At 64.9% G+C, this 20,564-nt stretch carries 18 protein-coding genes; 11 read left to right on the forward strand and 7 right to left on the reverse strand.

Annotated elements, in window-relative coordinates; all coding sequences use genetic code 11:
- Nucleotides 1–7: 7 nt before the first annotated feature.
- A complete protein-coding gene (locus ACAty_RS00245; protein WP_004869758.1) occupies nt 8–1,915 on the forward strand; it encodes a sensor domain-containing diguanylate cyclase in 1,908 nt (635 codons plus the stop codon).
- Here ACAty_RS00245 and ACAty_RS00250 read toward each other — a convergent pair.
- Both ACAty_RS00250 and ACAty_RS00255 read right to left on the reverse strand, forming a co-directional pair.
- Nucleotides 1,912–2,199, reverse strand: a complete 288-nt coding sequence (locus tag ACAty_RS00250; RefSeq protein WP_004869759.1) for a chaperone modulator CbpM — start codon at nt 2,197–2,199, stop codon at nt 1,912–1,914. The genes ACAty_RS00245 and ACAty_RS00250 overlap by 4 nt on opposite strands.
- Nucleotides 2,200–2,221: 22 nt before the next feature.
- Nucleotides 2,222–3,157: a DnaJ C-terminal domain-containing protein gene (locus ACAty_RS00255; protein WP_004869761.1), complete on the reverse strand. Its 936-nt coding sequence runs from the start codon at nt 3,155–3,157 to the stop codon at nt 2,222–2,224.
- Nucleotides 3,158–3,258: 101 nt separating this feature from the next.
- Between ACAty_RS00255 and ACAty_RS00260 the strand changes: the two genes are divergently transcribed.
- Nucleotides 3,259–5,406 (forward strand): UvrD-helicase domain-containing protein, encoded by a 2,148-nt coding sequence (locus ACAty_RS00260; protein WP_014002062.1) that lies wholly within the window; start codon nt 3,259–3,261, stop codon nt 5,404–5,406.
- Between the two features lie 33 nt (nt 5,407–5,439).
- The gene (locus ACAty_RS00265) at nt 5,440–5,778 is read left to right on the forward strand and encodes a hypothetical protein (RefSeq protein ID WP_004869764.1); all 339 of its coding nucleotides are present in this window, start codon (nt 5,440–5,442) and stop codon (nt 5,776–5,778) included.
- Between the two features lie 7 nt (nt 5,779–5,785).
- Here the strand turns inward: ACAty_RS00265 and ACAty_RS00270 are convergent, their stop codons facing one another.
- From ACAty_RS00270 to ACAty_RS00280, 3 genes are read right to left on the reverse strand one after another with little or no spacing between them, the layout of a single operon-like run.
- Entirely contained in the window at nt 5,786–7,042 is a 1,257-nt protein-coding gene (locus tag ACAty_RS00270; RefSeq protein ID WP_004869765.1) for an ATP-binding protein, read from the reverse strand.
- Nucleotides 7,042–7,779, reverse strand: coding sequence for a response regulator (locus tag ACAty_RS00275; protein WP_272945173.1), 738 nt, complete (start codon nt 7,777–7,779; stop codon nt 7,042–7,044). The genes ACAty_RS00270 and ACAty_RS00275 overlap by 1 nt, the downstream gene beginning before the upstream one ends.
- Nucleotides 7,764–8,339 carry a Spy/CpxP family protein refolding chaperone gene (locus ACAty_RS00280; RefSeq protein ID WP_004869767.1) on the reverse strand — a complete coding sequence of 192 codons (576 nt, stop codon included), beginning with the start codon at nt 8,337–8,339 and terminating at the stop codon, nt 7,764–7,766. Before ACAty_RS00280 ends, ACAty_RS00275 begins: the two co-directional genes overlap by 16 nt.
- 198 nt (nt 8,340–8,537) lie before the next feature.
- On the opposite strand from ACAty_RS00280, the gene ACAty_RS00285 reads away from it, so the two are divergent.
- The 6 genes from ACAty_RS00285 to rmuC all read left to right on the forward strand — a co-directional run bounded on the left by ACAty_RS00285 (nt 8,538) and on the right by rmuC (nt 16,838).
- Nucleotides 8,538–9,965: a TolC family protein gene (locus tag ACAty_RS00285; RefSeq protein ID WP_004869768.1), complete on the forward strand. Its 1,428-nt coding sequence runs from the start codon at nt 8,538–8,540 to the stop codon at nt 9,963–9,965.
- On the forward strand, nt 9,962–11,113 hold the full coding sequence (locus tag ACAty_RS00290; RefSeq protein ID WP_004869769.1) for an efflux RND transporter periplasmic adaptor subunit: 1,152 nt from the start codon (nt 9,962–9,964) through the stop codon (nt 11,111–11,113). Before ACAty_RS00285 ends, ACAty_RS00290 begins: the two co-directional genes overlap by 4 nt.
- Nucleotides 11,110–14,181 (forward strand): efflux RND transporter permease subunit, encoded by a 3,072-nt coding sequence (locus ACAty_RS00295; RefSeq protein ID WP_038471339.1) that lies wholly within the window; start codon nt 11,110–11,112, stop codon nt 14,179–14,181. The genes ACAty_RS00290 and ACAty_RS00295 overlap by 4 nt, the downstream gene beginning before the upstream one ends.
- A 61-nt stretch (nt 14,182–14,242) precedes the next feature.
- Complete coding sequence (locus ACAty_RS00300) at nt 14,243–14,758, forward strand: hypothetical protein (RefSeq protein ID WP_004869784.1); 516 nt, start codon at nt 14,243–14,245, stop codon at nt 14,756–14,758.
- 29 nt (nt 14,759–14,787) lie between these two features.
- The gene (mscL, locus tag ACAty_RS00305) at nt 14,788–15,243 is read left to right on the forward strand and encodes a large conductance mechanosensitive channel protein MscL (protein ID WP_004869785.1); all 456 of its coding nucleotides are present in this window, start codon (nt 14,788–14,790) and stop codon (nt 15,241–15,243) included.
- Nucleotides 15,244–15,320: 77 nt separating this feature from the next.
- Nucleotides 15,321–16,838: a DNA recombination protein RmuC gene (gene rmuC, locus ACAty_RS00310; RefSeq protein ID WP_038471343.1), complete on the forward strand. Its 1,518-nt coding sequence runs from the start codon at nt 15,321–15,323 to the stop codon at nt 16,836–16,838.
- 15 nt (nt 16,839–16,853) lie between these two features.
- Here the strand turns inward: rmuC and ispH are convergent, their stop codons facing one another.
- Complete coding sequence (gene ispH, locus ACAty_RS00315) at nt 16,854–17,801, reverse strand: 4-hydroxy-3-methylbut-2-enyl diphosphate reductase (RefSeq protein WP_004869791.1); 948 nt, start codon at nt 17,799–17,801, stop codon at nt 16,854–16,856.
- A 51-nt stretch (nt 17,802–17,852) separates the two neighbouring features.
- Nucleotides 17,853–18,593: a 16S rRNA (uracil(1498)-N(3))-methyltransferase gene (locus tag ACAty_RS00320; RefSeq protein WP_004869793.1), complete on the reverse strand. Its 741-nt coding sequence runs from the start codon at nt 18,591–18,593 to the stop codon at nt 17,853–17,855.
- An 87-nt stretch (nt 18,594–18,680) separates the two neighbouring features.
- Here ACAty_RS00320 and ACAty_RS00325 point away from each other — a divergent pair, with 87 nt between their 5' ends.
- Together ACAty_RS00325 and glpX are read left to right on the forward strand one after the other, a co-directional pair.
- Nucleotides 18,681–19,526 (forward strand): inositol monophosphatase family protein, encoded by an 846-nt coding sequence (locus tag ACAty_RS00325; RefSeq protein WP_004869795.1) that lies wholly within the window; start codon nt 18,681–18,683, stop codon nt 19,524–19,526.
- Between the two features lie 41 nt (nt 19,527–19,567).
- Nucleotides 19,568–20,515 (forward strand): class II fructose-bisphosphatase, encoded by a 948-nt coding sequence (gene glpX, locus ACAty_RS00330; protein WP_004869797.1) that lies wholly within the window; start codon nt 19,568–19,570, stop codon nt 20,513–20,515.
- Nucleotides 20,516–20,564 lie beyond the last annotated feature (49 nt).

A 20,564-nucleotide genomic window follows, 5' to 3' on the forward strand; every position in this document is an offset into this window, starting at 1 on the left:
CATCCGCTTGATCGACGATCGCTTCAAGGCGCTCAAGAATACGGGGCGATTACCCTCGCCGCGCGGCATCTATCTCGAGGTCGCCCGCCTGGTCGATGCCGAGGAAACCAGCAGTCTTGACCTTGCGCGGGTCTTGCAGGCGGACCCGGCCCTCAGCGCTAGGCTTCTCAAAATGACCAGCATGGCCATGCGCGCCGGTCGGCGCCCCATCGTGTCCATCCCCGATGCCATACTGGTCTTGGGTTTTGCCCAGATCAAGCGCCTCGTGCTCGCGCTGACGCTGATGCAAGCGTCGGAGCAGCGGGTACCGGGTTTCGATTACGCGAGCTTCTGGACCACGTCTCTGCTCACTGCCCTGGCCGTCCAGGAGTTGGTCCAGATTTTGGGGCAGGCCCCGGCCGATGAGATTTTCGTCCTGGGCCTGCTGGCGCGAATCGGTCACTTGTCCCTCGCCAGTGCCTATCCCGAGGAGTTTGCCCAGATCTTGCAGGATGCACCGACACCTGTCGATGAGCTCTGGCTGAAAGCGCAGGAGTTGGAGCGCTTTGCGCTGGACGAGGATGAGGTCACCGGTCTGCTTCTGGAAGATTGGGGATTCCCCGCCGTATACGTGGAAGCCGCATTCTTTCAGTCCAATGCCAAGGCCGTGCCGCGGGGCGAATGGCCGCGATCCTTGCGGATTGCGCATATGCTGAGTCTGGGGAGGTCCCTGGCGCAGCAATGTCTGCTGCAGACCCAGGACGACGATGGTCAGCGCGAGCACCTGCTGCGGGAAGCGGCGAATCTGGGTATCGATGTGGCCACCATGGAGACGATTGCCCAGTCCCTGCTCATGGCCTGGCCAGAGTGGCGCGGCTTGCTGGGTGAGGCCGCACCCTTGCGACGCCAGGTGCAGCTGCGCCAGGCGGCAGATACAGAACCTGGCTGCGGTGTTGGTGACGCAGTGCACAGCCTGCATGTGGCCTGGGCCGGTAGAGTGGATGCGGTGCCGGAGGTATTGCTGAGTCTGGGAAAGCAGGGGAACGCTTTTTGGCCCCTGTCCATCGAAGGATTTTTGCACTGGCCCGGTCGCGATCAGGTGGATCTTCTGGTGCTCGACTGGGACGCCATCGCCGAACTTTGGGAGCGCCTGTTACCTCGGTTCAACGGTCGACGGGAGCTTGGGCCCTACCTCTTGCTCGTCGCGCCTGAATTGCCGCCTGAGGTGGAGTCCCGTCTTTTCGAAACGGCGGTGGACGCGCGCGAGCTACCGCCTTTGACAGACCAGAAACTCACGCCCCATCTGCACGCCGCCGCCCGCCGCCGAGCCTTGCGCCAGGAGCAAGCCGGTCGCTGGCAACGGCTGCGCCAGTTTGCCGGAACCTTGGTGGAGGTCAACCGAGACCTGCGTCAAGCGGCCCTGACCGATCCTTTGACGGCTCTGCGCAACCGGCGCTACGTGACGGAGCGGCTCGCCCAAGAGTGGGCCGCCGCCCAGCGACACGGAAAGACCTTGGCGGTTCTCCTGCTCGATCTGGATAATTTCAAGCAGATCAATGACGAGCTGGGCCATCACAGCGGCGATGCGGTCCTGCGTCAACTGGCGGCGACGCTGCAGGCGCACGCACGCATGCAGGACGTGCTGTGCCGCGTGGGCGGCGACGAGTTTCTCGTTATCTGTCCCGAGACCACCCTGGACGGTGCGCGCACCATGGCGGAGCGGATCCGCCAGGCGCTGTTGGAACTGCGCGTCCCCGGCGCAGAGTCTGCCGACGGACTTTCCTTGAGTATTGGCATCGCCACCAACGGCGCCGAGGTCGATTCCCCTGAGGCTTTATTGCAGGCTGCCGACCGCGCGCTCTACCGTGCCAAAAGCCATGGCCGCAATCGGGTGGAAGTGTACCAAGGTGGCACCGGCGGCGTCGGCTTGGGCTAGAAGCGCAGACGTTCCAACAGCTCGACGGCCAATGCCGCGCCGGCCATGTCCAGTTCGAGATCGCGGGCCAAGCGCTGCCCGAGACGAGCGCGATAGAGGTCTATGCGCCGAAAACGCCAGTGTTGTGGTCCGCTGCCCTGGGGCTGTATCACCCCGTATTGGACCCAGGCCAAGGCCTCACTGGGTGCGCAATGCAACAGATCGCAAAGCTCGCCGAAATCAAAGCAGAGCAGACCATCGTCGACGATCTCTGCCTGCAGGACGGTGATGGGAGTGGAACTCATGGGGGCTTCTCCTCACTCGGGCTCAGCGACGTGGGTGAAAGTGCGAGTGCTCGGCTAGCTGTTGCCAGAGGGCTCTATCCTGCTCCGATATCGTTTTTGGCACGACGATCTGGACGACAGCATACAGATCTCCTGCCTCCTTTCCTGCGCTACCTGGCAGTCCCTTACCCTTGAGCCGGAGCTTCTGGCCACAATTGGCTCCCGCCGGGACTTTGGTGCGGACGGGCCCGTCCAGGGTCGGTACCTCGACACTGGCGCCCAAAACGGCCTCCCAGGGCGTGATCTTCAGATCGTGGTAGAGATCCCGACCCTCCACCCGGAACTGGGGATGGGGCAAGAATTCCACCAGCAGGTAGAGATCGCCGGCGGGACCGCCACCAAGGCCAGGTTGCCCCTGTCCGGCAATGCGCAGACGCTGACCGGCGGTGATGCCCTTGGGGATCTTGACCGTGAGACGCCGCGTCTGGCGTTGCAGGCGGCCGTCGGGGCCAATACCGGGAAGCTCCAGGGCGATCTCTCGCTGCACCCCGTGGGCGGCATCCTCTAGACTGATGGCCAGGGTGGCCTGGGTATCCTCGCCCTGGGCACGGAAACCGCCGCCCCGTCGACCGCCGCGACTCTGGGCAAAGAGCTCCTCGAAGAAATCGCTGAAGCCTCCCATCCCCGCAGCATCCTGCGGACCGCCAAAACCCGCGTGGAAGTGCTCCCACCCCGGCGGCGGGCGAAATTCCTGGCCGGCCCTCCAGTTGCTTCCCAACTGGTCGTAGGCGCGGCGCTTTTCCGGGTCCTTGAGTACTTCATAAGCCTCCTGGACCTCCTTGAAGCGTTCCTCGGCATTTGCTTCCTTGCTGACATCCGGGTGGTACCGACGCGCCATCTTCCGGTATGCCGCCTTGATGGCGTCGGCATCGGCGTCGCGGCCAACACCCAGAATCTGATAGTAATCTTTGTATTCCAAGGCTATCCCCTGATGAGATTCGAGGCCAATGGTGGAAAAGCGCTGATCCTGCCCTCACAATGTGGGCAAAGACTGCGAATTTCAAGACCGAGGCACACGCCGTGAGTGAATGGATACAACTCAACGATCAACAGCGTGAGGCTGTGCTCCTACCGCCTGGCCCTGCCCTGGTGCTGGCAGGGGCGGGCTCGGGCAAGACCCGCGTACTCATCAGCCGCATCGCCCATCTGTTGGAGGAGGGGGTGCGTCCGGCAGAGATCCTGGCCGTAACTTTTACCAACAAGGCGGCGCGGTCCATGCGCGAGCGTCTGGCGGCCCTGGTGCAGGTGGATCTCGCGCCGCTGTGGATGGGTACCTTCCACGGTATTGCTCACCGCTTGTTGCGCCGCCACGCCGAGGCCCTTGGTCTGCCCGCCGATTTTCAGGTCCTCGATAGCGACGACAGCCAACGCCTGGTGCGCCGCGCCCTGCGCGAGCTGGGTCTGGATGAGAAGCAGTGGACACCCCGGGCGCTGGCGGCACAGATCGGTCGCTGGAAGGACGAGGGCTGGACGCCGGCGCAGGTGCCGGCGCGGGAGGTCGGTCGCTGGACGATCCCGGTGCAGGTCTACGAACGCTATGAGCGCATCAAGGAACGCGGCGGCCTGGTAGATTTCGCCGACTTGCTCCTGTATGCCCTGCGTCTGTGGGATCAGGACGGCATCCTCGAGCACTATCGCGAACGTTTTCAGCATGTGCTCGTGGACGAGTTCCAGGACACCAACGCCGTGCAATACACCTGGCTCCGGCGCCTGGCCGCGCACGGACGGCTTTTCGTGGTGGGGGATGACGATCAGTCCATCTATGCCTGGCGCGGGGCCAGGGTCGAGAATCTGCTGCGCTTCGCCGAGGATTTTCCTGGTGCGGCGCTGGTGCGTCTGGAGCAAAACTATCGTTCCAGTGCGCCCATTCTGGCCGCTGCCAACGCGGTCATCGCCCACAACGCCGAGCGCCTGGGCAAGACCCTGTGGACGGCACAGGATGGTGGGGAGCCCCTGGAGCTCTACGCGGCCTACAATGAGGAGGACGAAGCCCGCTTTGTCGTCGCCCAGATCCAGCAGTGGGTCGCGCAGGGTGGGCGTCGTGAGGATTGTGCCATTCTGTACCGTTCCAACGCCCAGTCTCGGGTCTTCGAGGAAATCCTGGTGCGCGAAGGCGTGCCCTATCGGGTCTACGGCGGGCTGCGTTTTTTCGAACGGGCGGAAATCAAGGACGTGCTCGCCTATCTGCGGCTGTGCCGCAACCGGCACGACGATGCGTCCTTCGAGCGGGTGGTCAATCTGCCTACCCGGGGAATTGGCAATGTCACCCTGGAGCGCCTGCGCCTGCAGGCCCGGGAGCAGGGTCTATCCCTGTGGCAGGCAGCGGGGCAGGCCGCTTCGCCCAAGCTGAACGCCTTCCTGACCCTGGTGGACGGCCTCGCCGCCGAGATTGCCGGCGACGAACTGGACGCCGCGGTGCAGCGGGTGATCGAGGTGACGGGCCTGCGCGACTGGTACGCACGCGATGGCGACCGCAATGAGGGCCGCCTGGAAAATCTGGACGAACTCATCAACGCCGCGCGTGCCTATGCCTTTGTGGAGGAGCGTGAGGCGCTGCGGGAGCTCAATCCCGACCCCGGCAATCGTTTGTCGGAGTTTCTCACCCACGCGGCTCTGGAGGCCGGCGAGGGTGCCAGCGATGCCTGGGAGGATGCGGTCCAGTTGATGAGTCTGCACAGCGCCAAGGGCCTGGAGTTCCCCGTGGTTTTTCTGGTGGGTCTGGAAGAGGGCCTGTTTCCGCACCAGCGCTCGCTGGAGGATGCCGATGGGCTCGCCGAGGAGCGCAGGCTGTGTTATGTCGGCATGACGCGCGCCATGCGCCGACTGGTGCTCTGCTACGCCGAGAGCAGACGTCTGCATGGGTCGGAGCGTGCCAGTCTGCCCTCCCGGTTTCTGCGCGACCTGCCCAGCGATCTCGTCCGCGAGCTGCGGCCGCGGGCACGCATCCGCCGCCCCGTGGTGCCGACGGCGACGTTGTCGCCCCGGCAGGGCAGCGCCGCACGGGACTTACCCTATCCTTTGGGCAGCCGTATCCGGCACCCGGTGTTCGGCGAGGGTACGGTATTGGATTACGAGGCTTCCGGTCGTCAGGGACGGATCCAGGTGCGTTTTGCCTCCGGGGCCAAGTGGCTGGCCCTGGGTGTGGTGGCCCTGGAGCACCTCTCCTGAGGGCCTTGGTCAAGTGCGAGGAGGATGGGCAAGATGGCAGGACAACGCGACGGCGGTTCGGGGAAGTGGTGGATTCTGGTGGTCTTCGTGCTGTTGGTGGTGGCCATTGCCTTTTTCTGGTGGCAAAACCAGCGCATTCGGGTGGCGCACAGCACGGTCACGAGTCCGGCAGCGTCGGTGCAGATGGTCGGCCCCACCGTGAGCACGCGCTCGGTGCCGGATTTTCCGGTGGGTAAGGCGGTATCCCAGGCGGGTACCCTGCAGGGACCGCTGGCCGGGCAGTGCGGCAATATCGCCTGGCGCGACCTCAGTCCCAAGGAGGTTCAGGATCTGCGTAAACTCTGTCCGCACGAGGCGGCGCCGTCGCACTGAGGCGCGTTCAGCGATCCGGCAGGCGGATTTCCACCTCCAGGCCGCCCTCCCGAGCCTCCCGAAAAAGCAGGGTGCCGCCCTGGACCTGAACCAGACGGCGGACGATAGCCAGGCCCAGACCCGTGCCGCCACCGCGTCCGGCGACGGCAAAGGGTCGCTCCATTTTCTCCAGTTCCGCCGCCGGCACGCCCTTACCGTGGTCGCGCACGACAAAGACCCACCCCGTCGGTGTGCGGCGAACCCGCAAAAGGATGGGCGGCGCGCCGTGACGCCGGGCATTGTCCGTAAGATTCTGGAGCATGCGGGCGAGACCGACGGGACGCAGCCGTGCCTTGAGTTCGGAGTCAGCGGGTAGGTCCAGCTGAATGTCCGACCCCTGCCGCTCGGCAAAGTCGCGCAACCAGGAAGCGAGTTCCAGTGCCTGGCTGGGCTCCTCCTGCCCGCTGCGGGCATAGTCCAGGAACTGGCGCAGGATGGCATCCATCTCACGCAGATTGGCAATGAGATCCTCCCGAATCTCCGTATCTGCGGGCAGGAACTCCAGGAGCATGCGCATGCGCGTCAAAGGCGTGCGCAGATCGTGGGACACCCCCAAGAGCACCATTTCCCGCTCTTTCCAAAGCTGGTGCATCTCGCCCAAGGCCTGATTCAGTTTCTCGGCCAGGCGCTGCACATCGGCGGGCCCAGCCACGGGCAGTTCCGGAAGGGTCTCGGTAGCGCGGGCATCCACCACGCCGGCGATGATCCGACTCAAGGGGCGCGTCAGCTGGCGCACGATGAGGAAGGTGCCAAGGAGGGAGAGCAATAGGATGGCGCTGAGCTTGAACCACTGGGGCGAAGGTCCCGCGGGGCGCGGTAAGGGCATGGCGATGGCGTGGGAACTTTGCGGACTTGCCCGCAGCCACAGGGTGTTGTGCCGGCGATCCAGGCGGATCTCCGCCTCGGGCCAGCCAAGGCCGTGCAGGATCTGCAGCGCGTTTTGCAGGGGTGCGGGAAGTTTAGGGCTGCCGCCCATGGCGCTGGCCGGACGCCATTCCATACCCTGACGCGCCAGGGTAGGTGCCAGCCTCGCCCGCGCCGCAGGCCCCAGGGCCTCGCTCAGGGTGAGAATCTGCGCCCAGTTCTGGGCCGGAAACTGGGCCCGACGCTCTGCCTGGTAGACATTGAAATACCAGTATACGGCCAGCTGACTGGCGAGCAGCAGCGCGCCCACCAGCAGGAATATGCGGGCAAAGAGGGTGTCCGTCCAGAAACGCGGGCGCATCAGGTGGCCGTGGAGCCGTGGTCTTCGCTGGGGACGAAGACATAGCCGCGTCCCCAGACCGTCTGCAGGTAGCGTGGAGTCGCGGGATCGTCCTCGATCAGGCGGCGCAGGCGCGAAATGAAGACATCGACGCCGCGCGCTCCCGGGACTTCATCGCCGGCGCGGATCATCTGGATCAGACGATCGCGGGACAAGGTCTGCCAGGGATGGCTGGCCAGGGCGTGGAGCAGGGAGAATTCGGTCTCGGTCAGGGGAATGCGTTCCTCACCGCGCCATAGGCTGCGGGTGTCGAGAGCAAGGCGAAAAGGGCCAAAATGGATGGCGCCGGGGCTTGGTTTGGCCATGTCCGGCTCCTGACTGCGCCGCAGGACGGCACGTATGCGGGCCACCAGCTCTTCGGGCTCGAAGGGTTTGGCCAGGTAATCGTCGGCGCCCAGGGACAGTCCCTGGACGCGATCGTCCAGATCGCCGCGGGCCGTCAACATGATGATGGGCAGCTGGGGTTCCTGCCGGCGCAGGCGTGCGCAGGCTTCGAAACCGTCTTCTCCCGGCATCATCACGTCCAGCAGGAGCAGATCAAAGAATTCCCGCTCCAGCATCCGGTCCATCAGCGCTGTGGAGGCGACGCCACAGACGCTGAAATCCTGCATCTCCAGGTAACGCAGCAGAATGCTGCGCAACCTGGGGTCGTCATCCACCAGCAGGATGCGGGCCTTGGCCATCAGGGGCGCTTCCAACCCGGATGACCCCACTCCTTCTGCCGCTTTTCCATGTCGGCATAGAGCTTGGTGACCTGCTGCCACTGGGCCGGCGTCAACAGCTTGTGGACGAACTCCACCTGCGCTATGCCCTCCTGCAGCATCTCGGCGTGGTCTTTCAGCACCTGATCTTCCAGGGGTTTGATGGTGGCGGCGGGCGCATGGTCCAGAAGCGCCTTGCGCAAGGCGAGGTTATGCTCGCGCCACTGGGACCAGCGCCCGCGCATCTTCTGTTCGGCCGCCTTGCGCCAGTTTTGCAGCTCCTGATCCTGGGCCGGGGTCAGCTTGAGCTCCACCGCATGTTTCCAGACGATGGGCAGGAGCATGGGTACGGGTGCATTGGCCATCCGGGCCATTGGACCCCAATGCGGGTGCATGCCGTGCATGGGTCCGTGACCGGCCATGGGCCCAGTACCCATATGCGCGGGGCCGTTGGCGGTGGTGCCATCCATCGCGCCGGTACCGGCGGCAAAGGCTACTGGAGCAGCCAACAGAAGACTGGCGGCGAGAAACCGAACAGCAGGCTGAAACATTTTCATTGCATTCTCCTTTGTCCGAGGAAGGGGCTCCTTCCGGTCTTTTCAAGATAGCCCGGTCTTGAAATGCCTGCCAGCGGCAAAGTATCAAAGTTTGTAAAGAGCGCTTCACAAAATGCAACAATTCGTCCCTGGAGGAGCGCTTCCTTTGCCGAACCACATGCCTGAGAATAGCGCCGGTCCCTGGTGTGGAGATGGAGCGTGAAACCTGGTCGGTGGTCCCTCCTTGGTCTGGCCCTGACCGTTGCGCCGGTGAGTCTGCCGGCCACGGGCGAAAGTTTGCTTGCCGATCCCTTTGCCACGACGCACGGGCTCCCGGCGGCGCCGGGCGAGCTTTGGCGGGGCGAAGCCCACCTGCCGCCCTTGCCCAAGGCGCCAGCGGCCAAAGCCGACTGGCTTGGGCGTGACTGGAGTCTGGCGGAGCTTACGGACTATGCGCTCAGCCACAATCCGCAGACGGCGGCAGCCTGGGATGGTCTACGCGCCCAGGCTGCTGCGCTGGGAGTGGCGCAAAGCGCATGGCTGCCCACGGTAACCATGAACACCTCCGCCAGTCGGCGCCAGGCCGTGTCCACAGCGGGCTTCAGTGTGCCGGTGCGCAACAGCGTGAGCCCCAATCTGACCCTGTCGTATACCCTGTGGGATTTTGGTTTGCGTCGAGCCAAGGTGGATGCCGCGCGCGCCCAGGAGTGGGTAGCGGGTTTCACCCAGAACCAGAGTATTCAGGCCGTCGCCTTCAGCGTGGCCCAGGCCTACTACCAGGTGCTGGGTAATCGGGCCTTGCTTTTGGCAGATCGGCAGACCGTGGCCGAACAGGAAAAGAACCTGGAGGCTGCGGAACTCCTGCACCGTGCGGGCCAGGCGACCATCGGTGCACTCTATCAAGCGCGTGCCGCCCTGGCGCAGGCGCGCTCGGCGCTGGCGGCCCAGGAACAGACCCTGCGTGGGAGTGAAGGTAATCTGGCGGCGGCCGTGGGACTTGGGCCAGCGACGCGCATCGGTCTGGCCGATCTGCGTCTGGACGCCCCGCCGCCCCCGGGCCTTGCACAGGCGGCCGAGACCCTGATGCAGGCCGCCGAAAAAGCCAATCCCGCGCTGCAAGCGTCTCGTGCCCAGCTGGCCGTTGCCGAGGCCAATGTACGCAGCGCCCGTGCCAGCGGCTTGCCGAGTCTGGCGCTATCCGGAAACTACGGCTACCAGTTTCAAAACGGTTTCGCGCCGGGGGATACCTGGAGCCTTGGCCTCACCCTGACGGTGCCGCTTTTCACCGGTTTCAATCACCACTATCAGGTACGCCAAGCCCAGGCCCAGGCCGATCAGGCGCAGGCGCAGCTCAGCCAGAGCCAAAGCACGACGCTCACCCAAGTCTGGCAGGATTACCACAATTTCCAAGGGACCCTCGCCTCCTATCCCGGGGCGCGCAGCAGCCTGGAGAATGCGGAAAAGGCCTTGGAGGTGGTGCGCGCACAGTATCGGGTGGGCCAGGCCACCATACAGGATGTGCTGCTGGCCGAATCGACCCTGGCCCAGGCCCGCTACACCCTCATCCAGAACCTGGTGTCGAGTTATGTGGCCCTGGCGCAACTCAGTCAGGCCGTCGGTATGCCTTTGGGAGAAGTACAACCATGAGCATCATGCGTTTTGGGTCGCGCGGCCTGTTGGCCATTGCCTTGGGTCTGTCGCTGAGCGCTTGTCAGAAAGCGCCGCACCGCGCACCACCACCCCTGAGCGTAGAACTGGTGCAGCCCAAGACCCAGGATGTCGTGGAATATCGCTCCTTCCTCGCCACCGTCGCACCTTTGCAGACCGTCACTCTGGTACCCCAGATCAGCGGTATCCTGCAGACCCAGAGCTTCGTGCAAGGTGGGAAGGTGGAGCGCGGTCAGGTGCTCTTCCGGATCGACCCCGCGCAGGCGCAGGCAAGCGTGGCCCAGGCCGCCGCCAAGCTGGCGGCGGACGAGGCTACGGCACGTTATCAGGCGCGCTTGGTGGAGCAGGATAAACCCTTGGTCGCCAAGGATTTCATCACTCGGCAGAGCTTTGAGCAGGCGGTGTCCCAAGCCGAGGCGGCGCGTGCCACGGTGCAGGCCGATCGGGCGGCCCTCGCCCAGGCCCGATTGAATCTGGGCTACACGGTCATCCGCGCACCCATTGCCGGCACCATCGGCATGGCCCTGGTCAAACCGGGCAATCTCGTCAGCGCCAACCAGACCCAGTTGGCGGTCATCAACCAAGTCCACCCCATCGCCATCAATTTTCAGATTCCCCAGGGTTTGCTGGGGGCCGCCCGTTTGGCCCAGAGCGAGGGTCTGGCCGTGCCCGTTTTCGATGAGAAGACGGGCGCAAATCTCGCCACCGCCAGGGTCCAGGTGGTGGACAATGGCGTCAATGCGACCACGGCCACCGTCAGCGTGCAGGCGCAGGCGCCCAACGACAACGACGCCCTCTGGCCCGGACAGTATGTGGAGGCGCGCCTGCCGGTACGTCGGCTGCAAGGGGCTCTGACCCTGCCGGCGGGGGCGGTGCAGCAGGGGCAGTCCGGGAATTTCGTCTATATTGCCCCAGGGGGCAAGGTGGCGGTGCAGAAGGTGGACTTGCTCTGGGAGGATGGTCCGCTGGCGGTGCTCCAGGGTCTACCGGCGGGTAGCGCGGTGATCTATCCGGTGCCGGCCCGTATCTACCCGGGCGCCAGGGTGCTCCTGCCCGGTGAAACCGCTCCGGAGCGTGGTGGCGCAGCGGCCCACGCCGGTCACGGCCAGCGGAGGCAGCAGCCGTGAATATCTCTGCCCTTTTCATTCGGCGCCGGGTGCTGACCATCGTCCTCACCCTGGGTCTCGTGGTCTACGGGATCTTTGCCTTTCTGCGTCTGCCCGTGGCACTTTTGCCCAGCGTCGATTTTCCGACGGTGGTGGTGGCCGCATCCCTACCGGGCGCAAGCCCGCAGACCATGGCCAGTAGTGTGGCGACTCCTCTGGAGAAGCAGTTCTCCGCCATCCCTGGCCTTGCCTCCATGAGTTCCACCAGCAGCCAGGGCTCGTCCCGGATCATTCTGCAATTCGACCTTAGCCAGAACATCGATGTGGCGACCCAGAATGTCCAGAACGCCGTCACCCAGGCGGCGCACCTGCTCCCGCCCGGCCTGCCCAGTCTGCCCCTGGTACGGCAGATCAATCCCTCGGCGGCGCCCATCGAGTTCATCGCCCTGTCGGCCCCACAGATGCCCATCTATCGGCTCAATCAGTATGCGGTGGATCGGGTGGTCCCGGCCCTGTCGGGTATTCCTGGGGTTGCCCAGGTGCAGGTCTTCGGTGAGCAGAACTATGCCGTGCGTATCCACGCCATTCCCTTCTCCATGGCGGCGCGGGGCATCTCGCTGCAGACCCTGAGTCAGGCCATCGGCAGCCACAACGTCAATCTGCCTCAGGGAACCCTGTTGGGAGAAGCCCGGAATTACGCCGTCAACGTCCATGGCCAGCTGGACGATGCCGAAGCCTTCCGCGAGATGCCGGTACTTCAGAGCCAGGGGACGGTCATCCCGCTGGCGGATGTGGCCACGGTACAAGACGGTGTGGACAACGACCAGATTGCCAGCTGGCTCGGGCCACAACGCGCCCTCATTCTGGCCGTGGTACGCCAACCTGATGCCGATACCGTCGCCATCTCCACCGCCATCCAGAAGCGTCTGCCCGATCTGGCCGCGAGCCTGCCGGGCGGCGCACAGATGAAGGTCATCTACGACAAGGCCGACTACATCCGCTCGGCAGTCCAGGAAACGGAGTTTACCCTGCTGCTGGCCTCGATTCTGGTGGCAGCGGTGTTGTGGCTGTTCCTGCGTCGCGGCAGTCCTACCCTCATCGGCGCACTGGCCATTCCCACCTCCATTCTCGGTACCTTTGCCGTGATGTCTGTGCTGGGTTACACCCTCAACACCCTGACGCTGCTGGCCCTTACCCTGGCCGTCGGTTTCGTGGTGGACGATGCGGTGGTGATGCTCGAGAATATTTCTCGACATGAGGAAATGGGCGAAGATCCCGAGACCGCCGCCTTCCGCGGCAGCGAGGAGATCGGCTTCACCGTCGTCTCCATGACCCTGTCCCTAGCCGTGGTTTTCCTGCCCTTTCTGCTCATGGGCGGTATCATCGGTCGGCTGTTTCGGGAGTTCGGCGTGACCATTGCCGTGGTCATCCTGCTTTCGGGCCTGGTCTCCCTGACCCTGACCCCCATGCTCTGTGCGCGCTACCTGCAGGTCAAGCACGACGCGGCCAGCGCCTTCGAGCGCTGGTTTCTGCGCCTGCGCGACCGCTACGGGCAGAGCCTGCGCTGGACCCTGGCGCACCGCGGCTGGGTCTATGGCGTCGCGGGCCTGTCCTTTGCCGCCATGATCGGACTGTTCTTGATCCTGCCCAAGGGCTTCATTCCCAGCGACGACAGCGGCATGATCATGGGCAATCTGCAGTACCCGGAGGGCATCTCCTTCGCCGAGCTCAGTCGTCAGCAGCAGGCCATCGCCGCCGTGGTCGAGAAAAACCCGGCGGTGATGTCGGTGCTCTCCAGCGCCGGTCAGGGCGCTGGCGCCTTTGGCTCGGCCAATACCGGGCGTCTCATCATCCGTCTGAAACCTCTGGGTCAGCGTCCTGCCGGTACCATGGTAATCCAGCAGTTGCGGCGCAGCGTGGAGCGCTTCCGTGGGGTGCAGGTGAGTTTCATGATGCCGCCCGCCATCCAGATGGGCCCCATCTCCTCGCAGTCCAGCTACCAGTATGTGCTGCAGAGTGAAAACCAGGGCAGCCTCGACGCCGCCGTGCCGAAGTTTGTCGAGGCCCTGCGCGCAGCTCCCGGATTTCAGTCGGTCACCAGCGATCTGCAGCTGGCCGATCCGCAGATCGATGTCAAGATCCTGCAGAAACGCGCGCAGGCCCTGGGCGTCACCCCCCAGGTCATCGAGCAGGCCCTCAATTTTGCTTTTGGGGGCACTCAGGTCGGCACCATCTACGCTGCCACCAACCAGTATTCGGTCATTCTCGACCTGGCAAGACGCTTTCAGCAGAATCTCTCGGCCCTGGACAATATCTTCCTCCCCGGCAATGGCGGCCTGGTTCCCCTCAGTTCCGTCACCCAGGCCAGCTATGGCGTGGGTCCCCTGAGCATCAGCCACTACAACGGTATTCCGAGTGTCACGGTGTCCTACAATCTGGCTCCCGGCATGGCACTCGGTTCTGCCAGTACGACCATCCAGAAGCTGGCCTCCGAGATCCTGCCGGCGGATGTCCAGGGCACTGCCGGCGGCACGGCTGCGGCCTTTCAGCAGTCGAGCGGCGGACTCCCGTTGTTGTTGTTGGCAACGGTGGCCCTGATTTACGCCATTCTCGCCATCCTCTACGAAGATTTCGTGCATCCCCTGACCATTCTCACGGCGCTGCCCCTGGCGGGCTTCGGGGCCTTGCTGGCCTTGTGGATATTCGGTAAGGAACTCGACCTTTTCAGTTTTGTGGGGATCATCATGCTGGTGGGCTTGGTCAAGAAAAACGGAATCATCATGGTGGATTTCGCCGTGCATCGGCGGCGCGCCGGTGCCGACCCCGTCACCGCCATGGTCGATGCCTGCCTTACCCGCTTTCGCCCCATCATGATGACCAATCTCGCCGCGGTCCTGGGTATCCTGCCCATAGCCATAGGCTTCGGTGCCGGTGCTGAGTCGCGGGTACCGCTCGGGGTGGCCGTGGCCGGTGGTATCGTCGTGTCCCAGTTCCTGACCCTGTATGTGACGCCGGCCTTCTATGTGCTTTTTGAAAACCTTCGCCGCCCCCGGCGGGCTGCGCGGCCCGCCCTTGCCGAAGGCGGATGACCGGGCGGATCTCGCCAGCCTGTGCTATAAATTCTCCGGGCGATGGTGGGAGGGAAGGGGTATGCGCAAGTGGTTCTTTTCGGGATTGGTCATCCTTGGTCTTGGCGGGTGTGCCAGCAATCCCATGATGCCGCCGTCACCGACGGGCGCTGCGGCAACGGCCGAGGCCCGCTCCCAGGCGGCGGCGCGGGCGGCGCAGGAGGCCCAGCAGAAGCTTGCAGCAACGGCCGTACAACGTCGGGCCGCCGAGGGGCAGTTCTGCGCTTCCTGGCGCCGCGCCCTGGATCTTGCTCGCCGTGATGCCATCGGCTGCGCCAGGATGGAAGCGGACCAGCAGGCCGCCTGCTGGTCGGCGGTGGCGCAATGGGCGGGCGAGGAGAGCCGGTATTTTTCCGCGTTAGAATCGCTCTTTAGTGAAGGTCCCTATGCCACTTCGGCGGGAAAAGCCGGGGAGTTCTTCCATCTCACCCAAAGCTGGGCCACTACCTGCGGCGACAGCCTCGCCGACTGCACCAGCGCTCCGCAGCGCGCTACCATGGATCAACGCAAGCTCGAGGTGAACCGCTTCTGTCATTGATCAACACGGACCAGACCAAGGAGTGGTGCATGGGCGGATTCCTCAGGGATTTCAAGACCTTTTTACAGCGCGGCAGTGTCGTTGACCTGGCCGTGGCCTTTGTCATCGGGGCCGCATTTTCGGGCGTGGTCAACTCCCTGGTGACCAACGTCCTCATGCCGCCCCTGGGTCTCTTGCTGGGCAAGGTGGACTTCAGCAACCTCTACCTGACGCTCCACACCGGCAAGGTCCCAGGACCCTACGCGACGCTGGCGGCGGCGCAGAAGGCGGGGGCCGTCACCCTGAACTATGGTCTTTTCATCAACTCGGTAGTGGGCTTTGTCATCATCGCCCTGTTCGTCTTCAGTCTGGTGCGGCTCATCAATCGGCTTTATCCCAAGCCTGCGGCAGCGGTGGCCAGCAAGGATTGCCCCTTCTGCGCCAGCAGTATCCCTCTGGCGGCCCAGCGCTGTCCCCACTGCACCTCGGATCTGCGCCTTGACTGAGTCGCCGCGCGCCGCCGGCGACGGGCAAGGTCGCCGGTCCGAATCGGGCTTGTGGCGCTAGGGGACGTGTGGTGCCCATGACGTCCTGGTGGTGGCTTCCCCCCATCCTGGCCTTGACACTGGCCCTGCTCTATCTTGTTTGGCGCTGGCGTCGGGACCTGCGGGAGCGAGACACCCTGCGCGTCGAGCGCGATGGACTCCGGACGGAGCTCGAGCGCTTTCGGGCGCAGGATGTCCGCCAGCAGGATCGTATCGCGCAGTTGGAGCGCGAGCTTCGCGCAGAGGCACTCGCCGGCGCGGAGCTGCGTGCGGAGAATCGTCAGATCGCGGAGTTGCGGCGGGAGCAGGAAAAGCTCCGGGAAGCCCTCGAGCTTGGCCGTCAGGATATCGGCCAGCGTGACCGCCGCCTTGCGGAATTGGAGGAGCGCCTACTGCAGGAGCGTCGCCAGGCGGAGGCGCGGGTGGCGAGCCTCGAGGAGGCGCGCGAACATTTCCGCCAGCTCTTCGAGGCCCTGTCGGCGGAGGCACTGCGGCGCAACAACCAGTCTTTCCTGACTCTGGCCCAGGAAAAGCTGGCGGGCTTTCAGGAAAGTGCCAAGGGCGACTGGGAGCAACGCCAGGCCAGCCTGCAGCAGTTGGTCCAGCCCATCCAGGAATCCCTGGGCAAGGTGGGCGAACGCCTCGATCTGCTGGAGCGGGCCCGTATCGACGCCTACAGCAGTCTCAACGAGCAGTTGCGCGCGCTGGTGCAGGATCACCTGCCGCGCCTGCATCAGGAGACGGCGAGTCTCGTCAAGGCGCTGCGGCAACCGGCGGCACGGGGGCGTTGGGGTGAGTTGCAGCTGCGCCGGGTGGTGGAAATGGCGGGTATGCTCGCCCATTGCGACTTCGTGGAGCAGGAAAGTCTGGGAGGCAATGGCGAGGTCGGCATCCAGCGTCCCGATCTCATCGTCCGTCTGCCCGGCGGCAAGCAGATTGCCGTGGATGCCAAGGCCCCCCTCAATGCCTACCTGCAGGCCGTGGAGGCGATGGAGGAGGGCGACAAGGCCCTATGGTTGAAGAAGCATGCCGCTGAGCTCAAGACCCACATGGGCCAGCTGGGCAAGAAAGTCTACTGGGAGCGGCTGGTACCGACGCCGGAATTCGTGGTGCTGTTCCTGCCGGGCGAGGACCTTTTCAGTGCTGCGCTGCAGGCGGATCCCGGACTCCTGGAATATGGTGTGGAGCAGAAGGTCATCGTCGCCACCCCCACCACCCTCATCGCCCTGTTGCGCGCCGTCGCCTACGGCTGGCGCCAGGAGTCTCTGGCCGAGAATGCCCAGGCCATCAGCGCGCTGGGCAAGGAACTCTACGATCGCCTCGGCACCCTAGCGGAGCATTGGGCGCGCGTCGGCAAGGGGCTCGGGCAGGCCGTGCAGGCTTACAACCGGGCGACGGGGTCACTGGAGAGCCGCGTCCTGGTCACGGCCCGCCGCTTCCGCGATCTGCAGGCCAGCGAGGCGGCGAAGGAACTGGAGACGCTGGAGCCGGTGGACAGCATCCCGAGACATCCCCCCGAGGGACTGGTGGACTCGTCCGAAGGCGACCCGAGGTAACGGGACGCTGCCGCCTCAGTGCGAGGCTGCGGATCCGCGTTGGGACAGGGCCAGAGGCAGGCTGAAGATGACCTTTTCCTCCACCCCGTCGGTTTCCACCGGTACGCCAGCACCCCACTCCTTGAGGGTATCGATGATTTCCTGAACCAGGCTCTCGGGGGCCGAGGCGCCGGCACTGATGCCGATACGTTCCACCCCCGTGAACCAGTCGCGCCGCAGCTGACTGGCATCCTCGATGAGGTGCGTGGCGGTACCCAGGCGCACCCCCAACTCGGCGAGGCGGCTGGAATTGGAGCTGTTGGGGGCACCCACCACCAAAAGGATGTCGACATCGGGCACCAGCCGCTTGACGGCATCCTGGCGGTTCTGGGTGGCGTAGCAGATGTCGTCCTTCTTGGGCCCCTGGATGGCCGGGAAGCGCTCGCGCAGGGCCTGGATGACCTCGGCCGTGTCGTCCATGCTGAGCGTGGTCTGGGTGATGTAGGCCAACCGTTCCGGATTGCGCGGGGCGAGGGCGGCGACGTCGCGGACGTTGGAGACGAGGTGCATCATACCCTCTTCCACCTGACCCATGGTGCCCTCCACTTCCGGGTGCCCGGCGTGGCCGATGAGCACCATCTCCATGCCCTCGCGGCTGTATTTCTTGACTTCCATGTGGACCTTGGTGACCAGGGGACAGGTGGCGTCGAATACCGTCAGACCGCGTTCCTGCGCCCGCCGGCGTACGGAGATGGGCACGCCGTGGGCACTGAAGATGACCGTGGCGCCATCGGGAACCTCGTCCAATTCCTCGACGAAAATCGCCCCCCGGGCACGCAGATCGTCCACGACGTGCCGGTTATGGACCACTTCGTGGCGTACGTAGATGGGGGCACCGTAGAGTTCCAGGGCGCGCTCGACGATCTGGATGGCGCGATTCACGCCGGCACAGAAACCGCGCGGATTGGCAAGCAGGATATCCATGGGCAAGCTCCCGAAAATTAAAGGCGATGGTCACCCGCCGGCGGACGCCTGTCAACCGCCGAGGTCGCCAAGGAAGCCTTGGGCAAGAGTCAGGGCGGTGATGGACGCCGTTTCCGCGCGGAGGATGCGCGGACCCAGGTGCGCACCGAGGAAACCCAGGGATTCAGCCCACGCCAGCTCCTCGGGATGCAGTCCTCCCTCGGGACCGCAGAGCAGGGCGATGCGGCGAGCGCTGCGGCGTGTGCCCAGGACCTTGCCCAGACTCGTGCCGTAGCTCGGGTCGCAGACCACCGCCAGGTCCACCTCGGGCGGGCCCAACTCGGACAAGGCCATGGCCGGGCGCAATTCGGGAATACGCGTGGCGCTGCTCTGCTCGCACGCGGCTATCACGATATCGCGCCAACGCTGCTGCCGTTTGGGTGCGCGCGCCTCCGCCAACGGTACGAGGCTGTGGCGGCAGACGACGGGTTGCAGGGCCCAGGCGCCAAGTTCCGTCGCCTTCTGCAGTGCCCAATCCCAACGCTCCGCCCGGATCACGGGGAGCCACAGGCAGCACTGCAGTGGCGAGCCCGTATCGCGCCAGCGCGCCCGGCCCACGGCCAGCAGTGCCTGCTTACCACGGGCGCCCAGAAGTTCGGCAGGATAGTCGCGACCATCGCCGGTGAAGAGGGTCAGCTCCTGGCCCGGTCGGCCACGCAGCACACGCAGCAGGTGATGGCTGGGTGCGGGCGGCAGCAGCCAGTGACCGTCTTCCTTGGGCGTTTCGGTGCTGTAGAGGTGTATGCGCGGCATGTTTGGGGTGCAGGCTTGAAGGATGGGCGACGACGCTGCACGATACCATGAGCAATGGGCGGACCGCAGCAAAGGTGGCAGCAGCCGATGTTTACCAATTCCGAGAGCGAAGTGGCCTGGATCGGAGCGGTCCTGCGTCAGGCGGCCGAGCGTTTCATCCTGCCCCGCTTTCACGAGGTGGTCTGCAGTAAAAAGCCCGACGGCAGTGTGGTGACCTCGGCGGATCTCGACAGCCAGGACTTTCTCCAGACGATGCTGGCATCGCGCTATCCGGAGTTGCCCCTGTTGGGTGAGGAGATGAGCCGCTCGCAGCAAGAGGAACTCCTGGCGCGGCAGGTGCCCCTCTGGTGCCTCGATCCCCTGGACGGCACCAGCAATTTTGCCGCCGGCGTACCCATTTTTGGCATTTCCCTGGCCTTGCTGCAGGGTGGGCGCACCATGGCCGGCTGGGTGTACGACCCCACCCGCGACGAACTCTTCACAGCATGCGCCGGAAAAGGGGCCGCCCTCAACGGTCAGGCCTTGGTGCCGCGGGAAGCGCCGCCCCTGGATCGGGCCGTCGGGGTGGTGGATTACAAGCGCCTAGCCCGGAACTTGTCCCTGCGCCTCATCGATGAGCGCCCCTTTCACAGTCAGCGAAATTTTGGCAGTTCGGTGCTGGAGTGGTGCTGGCTCGCCGCCGGCCGTTACCATTTCTATCTCCACGGCGGCCAGCAGCTCTGGGATCGCGCGGCGGGGGCACTGATCCTGGCGGAAACGGGCGGTGCCCTCAGCACCCTCGCGGGACGCCCCCTGCCTGCGGCAGCCCTGGCCTGCAGTTCGGTACTGGCGACCCTCGACCCACACCTGCACGACGCCTGGCGTCGATGGCTCGACGGGGCGGATCTCCAGCCTGCGTCGAGTTCCCAAAAAGGGCGCATTGATTTATGCTGAAAGCGAATTGTCACCCATGCGCTATCAGGAACTGCTAATTTATGGCCACCATCCGTAACCTCGCCCTGTCCCTTTTGCCCGTCACCGAGAATGCCGCCCGTGCGGCGAGCGCCTGGATTGGCCGAGGTGAAAAAGAACGTGGCGATGGTGCGGCGGTGGATGCCATGCGTGCCGCCCTGAGCGAGGTTCCCATGCGCGGTGTGGTGGTCATCGGTGAGGGCGAGAAGGATGAGGCGCCCATGCTCTACAATGGCGAGAGCGTCGGCTCGGGCAGCGGGCCGGAGGTGGAGATCGCCGTGGATCCGGTGGAAGGCACCACCTTCATGGCGGGCGGAATGCCCGGCTCCATCTGTGTGCTCGCCGCTGCCCCCAAGGGATCCATGTTCCGCCCCGGTCCTGCTTTCTACATGGACAAGCTCGTGGTTCCGGCGCCGGCGCGTGGCAAGATCGATCCCGCCGCCCCCATGGTCGACAAACTGGCGGCGTTAGCGCGGGCGCTGGGCAAGGAGGTGCGCGAGCTGCGCATCTTCGTCCTCAAGAAGCCGCGGCACGAGGCCATGATCCGCGAGATCCAGGCTGCCGGTGCCGCCGTGCGGCTCCAGACCGACGGCGATGTGAGCGGTGGCATCATGGCCGCTCTGGGCGTCAAGGTGGACGCCATGATGGGTATCGGTGGCACGCCCGAAGGGGTCATCAGTGCCTGTGCGGCCCGCGCCATGGGCGCCGATATGTTTGGTTGCCTTGCACCGCAAAAGCCGGGCGAGGCCGAGGCCATCGCCGCTGCCGGGTTGAAGGCCGGCCAGTGGCTGGGTCTGAACGATCTCGTGGCCAGCGACGACGTGCTGTTCGTGGCGACGGGCCTCACTTCCGGTGACATCCTCGACGGCGTGTCCCGTTCCCACTACTTCGTCGAAAGTGAAAGCCTCGTCATCTCTGGCCACGACGGTATTCTCCGGCGCGTGCGCACGCACCAGCGGGTGGACGCCTAAGTTTTGGACTGCAACCTCGGCGGTGCGCCCGTCGCCGCCCACGTAAGGA

It is taken from the genome of Acidithiobacillus caldus ATCC 51756, from assembly GCF_000175575.2.
In the GTDB taxonomy this organism is placed as follows: domain Bacteria; phylum Pseudomonadota; class Gammaproteobacteria; order Acidithiobacillales; family Acidithiobacillaceae; genus Acidithiobacillus_A; species Acidithiobacillus_A caldus.

Excerpts from the sequence above, each read along its gene's own strand:
- ACAty_RS00265 (WP_004869764.1), top strand. The coding sequence starts at position 5,440 with ATGGCAGGACAACGCGACGGCGGTTCGGGGAAGTGGTGGATTCTGGTG.
- ACAty_RS00290 (WP_004869769.1), top strand. The coding sequence starts at position 9,962 with ATGAGCATCATGCGTTTTGGGTCGCGCGGCCTGTTGGCCATTGCCTTG.
- glpX (WP_004869797.1), top strand. The coding sequence starts at position 19,568 with ATGGCCACCATCCGTAACCTCGCCCTGTCCCTTTTGCCCGTCACCGAG.
- rmuC (WP_038471343.1), top strand. The coding sequence starts at position 15,321 with ATGACGTCCTGGTGGTGGCTTCCCCCCATCCTGGCCTTGACACTGGCC.
- ispH (WP_004869791.1), bottom strand. The coding sequence starts at position 17,801 with ATGGATATCCTGCTTGCCAATCCGCGCGGTTTCTGTGCCGGCGTGAAT.
- ACAty_RS00250 (WP_004869759.1), bottom strand. The coding sequence starts at position 2,199 with ATGAGTTCCACTCCCATCACCGTCCTGCAGGCAGAGATCGTCGACGAT.
- mscL (WP_004869785.1), top strand. The coding sequence starts at position 14,788 with ATGGGCGGATTCCTCAGGGATTTCAAGACCTTTTTACAGCGCGGCAGT.
- ACAty_RS00320 (WP_004869793.1), bottom strand. The coding sequence starts at position 18,593 with ATGCCGCGCATACACCTCTACAGCACCGAAACGCCCAAGGAAGACGGT.
- ACAty_RS00300 (WP_004869784.1), top strand. The coding sequence starts at position 14,243 with ATGCGCAAGTGGTTCTTTTCGGGATTGGTCATCCTTGGTCTTGGCGGG.
- ACAty_RS00325 (WP_004869795.1), top strand. The coding sequence starts at position 18,681 with ATGTTTACCAATTCCGAGAGCGAAGTGGCCTGGATCGGAGCGGTCCTG.
- ACAty_RS00270 (WP_004869765.1), bottom strand. The coding sequence starts at position 7,042 with ATGCGCCCGCGTTTCTGGACGGACACCCTCTTTGCCCGCATATTCCTG.
- ACAty_RS00280 (WP_004869767.1), bottom strand. The coding sequence starts at position 8,339 with ATGAAAATGTTTCAGCCTGCTGTTCGGTTTCTCGCCGCCAGTCTTCTG.